The organism is Ferruginibacter sp., assembly GCF_031430955.1.
In the GTDB taxonomy this organism is placed as follows: domain Bacteria; phylum Bacteroidota; class Bacteroidia; order Chitinophagales; family Chitinophagaceae; genus Ferruginibacter.
In genome coordinates, this window is record NZ_JANPCM010000176.1 from 1 (window position 1) to 3992 (window position 3992).

The following is a 3992-nucleotide window of genomic DNA, read 5'->3' on the forward strand; positions in this document are numbered from 1 at the left end:
CCTTTTTGTTATATTTTATATTCGCAAAAATTGAATAAATATTATGTGGGCGCCTGTACAGATATAGAACGTAGGCTTTACGAACATAATATTGGTCATTCAAAATTTACTGCAACGGGTATGCCCTGGCTACTGGTTTATAAAGAACAATTTGAAAATTTATCACTGGCAAAACAGCGGGAAGCATACATTAAAAAACAAAAATCACGAAAATATATTATGGCATTGATTGGATAGCTCTGTTGGTAGAGCATCCCGATTTTTATCGGGAGGGCCCTGGGTTCGAGTCCCAGCCAGTTCACAAACCCCCGTTTCTCGGGGGTTTTTTATTTAAAATTTGTTTGCTTACAGCCATCTAACTCACTTATTTTTGCCAATAATTATTTATATGAGTACATATTTTGAAAATAAAGTGGTGGCAATTACCGGAGGCAGCGATGGTATTGGAAAAGCCTTAGTAGATTCATTAATTAAACTGGGGGCAAAAGTTGCCACCTGTGGCCGCAACCAGGATAAGTTGTACGATTTACAGGTTAAACATTCTGGCAGGCCCTTACACACACTTGTAGCCGATGTAAGTAATTTAAATGACTGTAAAAATTTTATCAACTCTACCATCAGCACTTTTGGCGGTATTGATATTTTAATAAATAATGCCGGCATTTCCATGAGGGCTTTATTAAAAGATGCAGAGATTGATGTGTTTAAGAAAGTGATGGATATAAATTATTACGGCATGGTGTATTGCACTAAACTGGCATTACATTCTATTGTTGAAAGAAAAGGAACAATTGTAGGTGTTTCTTCCATTGCCGGTTACCGTGGTTTGCCGGGCAGAAGCGGCTACTCGGCAAGTAAGTTTGCTGTTAATGGCTGGCTGGAAGCGGTAAGAACAGAATTGCTGGATGATGGCGTTAATGTAATGTGGGTTTGCCCAGGTTTTACTTCATCTAATATTCGCAATGCTGCATTAAATAATAAAGGACAAATGCATGGCGAAAGCCCCATGGATGAAGGCGCAATGATGAGTTCGGAACAATGTGCTGCACATATTTTAAAAGCTATTGAAAAACGTAAAAGAACTTTAGTGCTTACGTTTACAGGAAAGCGAACTGTTTTTATGAATAAATTTTTCCCATCCTGGACAGATAAATTAACTAAAAAATTTTTTTTAAAAAATGGAGAACTGGTACGGTAACTGGTTTATTGGTTAACTGGTTAATTCTTATTACCAGTTAGTAAATTATTTAATAAACAAATTAACCGATTAACTATTACAAATGCCTTTACTAACCCTTACATCTGATATTGGCCACCAAGATTTTTTAGTTGGCGCTGTAAAAGGGCAATTGCTGCAGGCAAACGGAAGTTTTAATATTATTGATGTAACCCATCAACTCTCTCCTTTTAATTATCCTCAGGCGGCTTATGTTTGCCGCAATGCAATAAAAAATTTTTCTACAGGTACATTTCACTTGGTAATGGTAAATTTATTTGATGAGAAGCCCGAACACATGTTACTTGCCGAACACAATGGCCACTTTATTGGCTGCGCCGATAATGGTTTACTCACCATGATTTTAGAAGAAGTGCCGCAAAAAGTTGTAGCGCTTGCGCTTGATAAAACTCAACAAAAAAATACGCTTTACTGCACCAGCATTTTTGCAAAAGCATTTAACCAGTTGCTAGATGGAAAGACCATTGAAGACATTGGTGACAATACAGTTTCCATACAGGTAAAAAATCCTTTAAAACCCATGCTGGGCAATAACTGGATTGAAGGGCAAATTATTTTTATTGACAATTTTGAAAATGTAATTGTAAATATTACTAAAGAAGATTTTGAAGAGCAGCGCAAAGGAAGAAGTTTTAAAATTGTTTTTAAAAGAGATGAAGTAATTGACAGGGTTAGCGAAACTTATGCTGATGTTAATGAAGGAGAAAAGTTGGCCTTATTTAATTCGGCGGGTTATTTAGAAATTGCTATTAACAAAGGCAACGCCGCAGGCTTATTTGGCTTGCAGGGTTACTCCGAAAAACAACAGCAGCATCAGTATATGAGTAACAGAATTTTTTATCAAACGGTGAAGGTTTATTTTGAGTAGGAGCCCCCTCCGCCCCCTGAAGGGGGAACCTTGGAGTAAAATAATTTAAATGTTTTTTATACAATTGAAAAGTGGCAATGAATTGAAATGGCTCAATAAAATTATACTGTTGAAGAGTGTCTAGCCTAAGGCTAGACCACTGAAGATGAATAAAGAAATATAGTTAGGTACAAAAAAATAATCACACAAATATTTTTCAGGAATTACCAGCTTGCCTTTTTTAAAAAACATATCAACCACAGAAACCGACAAAGAGTTGGTGGCTGCTTTTAAAGAAAGCGGCGACAATGACTGTTTAAGCAAATTGTACCAGCGCTATATGGACCTGGTGTTTGGTGTGTGCCTGAAATATTTTAAAGATGCGGAAAAAAGCAAGGATGCAGTAATGGAGATTTACCTGGATTTAAATACAAAGTTAAAAAATTATGAAGTAGATAATTTTAAAGGCTGGTTGCATGTTTTGGCCCGTAATTACTGCCTTATGCAGTTGAGGAGCCCGAGAAACATGAAAACCACAGAATTTAATGCAGATTTTATGCAATCGGCAGAAAATACACATCTGAATGGCGAAGTGTTGGAAAAAGAGGAGAACTTTGTTAAATTGGAACAATGTTTGGACACTTTACAGGAGGAACAAAAGCAAAGTGTGAGGTTGTTTTATTTAGACAATAAATGCTACAATGAAATTGCTGCCATTACGGGTTATGATTGGAATAAAGTAAGAAGTTATATTCAAAACGGCAGGCGGAATTTGAAGTTGTGTATGGATCAAAATAGGGATTAGGAATTGGTAATTTGGAATTAGGTTTATGATTTTAGTTATCTTATTTGTTTGTGGTTGAGAGGTACTAAAATTCACTATTCATCATTGACCATTCCCAATTGACCATTGACAATTATGAACAATAAAGAAAACGATATTATTTACAACGCACAGGATATTGAACAATATTTTGCCGGCAAGCTTTCGCCTTTGCAAATGCATGCAATGGAAAAAGCAGCGTTGGACGATTCGTTTTTAGCTGAAGCAATGGAAGGCTATGGTGAGATGAAGAATGGTGAATGGAAAAATGATTTAGCTGCTTTAAAAAATGGATTTGAAACTAATGGCAATACAGCAAAAGTTATTGCATTACCCAAACGCCATAACAATTGGTTAAAAATTGCAGCCGCAGTTTTATTAATTGGTGGTACTGCCACTATCGCATATTTACTGATTAATAAAAAAGATAGTCAGCAAATTGCACAAACAGTAAAAAAAGAATCAGCATCTGATCCGGTTGTTGATAATATATCAAAACAAGAAACAATTTCTGAAACGGCTACTCAAAAATCATCCATACCAGGAACTGTAACTTCTGCCAATACACCACCCAATAAACTAAATACAGAAGATAAAATTAGTAACAGCGATGAGAATGATAAATATATTGCTACAGTAACAGAAAATAAAAAAGCAGACAGCAGTTTTAGCAATTTTGTTTATAGACCAGATATTAAGCCTGCACCTGGAGCAAAAACTTACTACAATTATAAAAAATCAGATGATGCAGCTAAGAAAAGTTCAAATGTTGGATTTAGTAATACTACCCCGACTGTTGCTTCAGAAAATAATTTTGGTTTAAAAAGTGAAGCGAATAAACCCAATGCTAACGTTGCAGCGAATGGTGTATTTAATAATTCAGAAGTCTTGAAATCTAAGGCAGCAACTGAAGCTGAAAATTATAAAATACCCAATGATAAAATAGGTTTAGGCGAAGCGGTAAGAGATCAGCAACTTAACAAAAGTTTTATTGCACAGGTAGTTGGTGTTGATAATACTCCACTGCCCTTTGCCAACATCAGTATTAAAAGCGAAAACTTTGGTACTTATGCTGATGTTAATGG

5 protein-coding genes and 1 tRNA gene are annotated in these 3992 nt (G+C 35.7%); all 6 read left to right on the forward strand.

What is annotated here, in order from left to right:
- Nucleotides 1-237, forward strand: a 237-nt coding sequence (locus ACY65O_RS04745; RefSeq protein WP_462219700.1) for a GIY-YIG nuclease family protein, incomplete at its 5' end; no start/stop codon positions are given.
- A tRNA-Lys gene (locus ACY65O_RS04750) sits at nucleotides 232-301 on the forward strand. The genes ACY65O_RS04745 and ACY65O_RS04750, both read left to right, overlap by 6 nt.
- 87 nt (nucleotides 302-388) lie before the next feature.
- Complete coding sequence (locus ACY65O_RS04755) at nucleotides 389-1198, forward strand: SDR family oxidoreductase (RefSeq protein WP_462219701.1); 810 nt, start codon at nucleotides 389-391, stop codon at nucleotides 1196-1198.
- A gap of 82 nt (nucleotides 1199-1280) precedes the next feature.
- On the forward strand, nucleotides 1281-2105 hold the full coding sequence (locus tag ACY65O_RS04760) for an SAM hydrolase/SAM-dependent halogenase family protein (protein ID WP_462219702.1): 825 nt from the start codon (nucleotides 1281-1283) through the stop codon (nucleotides 2103-2105).
- Between the two features lie 211 nt (nucleotides 2106-2316).
- On the forward strand, nucleotides 2317-2889 hold the full coding sequence (locus ACY65O_RS04765) for an RNA polymerase sigma factor (RefSeq protein WP_462219703.1): 573 nt from the start codon (nucleotides 2317-2319) through the stop codon (nucleotides 2887-2889).
- Nucleotides 2890-3003: 114 nt separating this feature from the next.
- Nucleotides 3004-3992, forward strand: a 989-nt coding sequence (locus ACY65O_RS04770; RefSeq protein ID WP_462219704.1) for a tol-pal system YbgF family protein, incomplete at its 3' end; no start/stop codon positions are given.

Bases quoted from the DNA above. Each gene is read 5' to 3' on its own strand.
- ACY65O_RS04755 (WP_462219701.1), top strand. From the start codon at position 389: ATGAGTACATATTTTGAAAATAAAGTGGTGGCAATTACCGGAGGCAGC.
- ACY65O_RS04760 (WP_462219702.1), top strand. From the start codon at position 1,281: ATGCCTTTACTAACCCTTACATCTGATATTGGCCACCAAGATTTTTTA.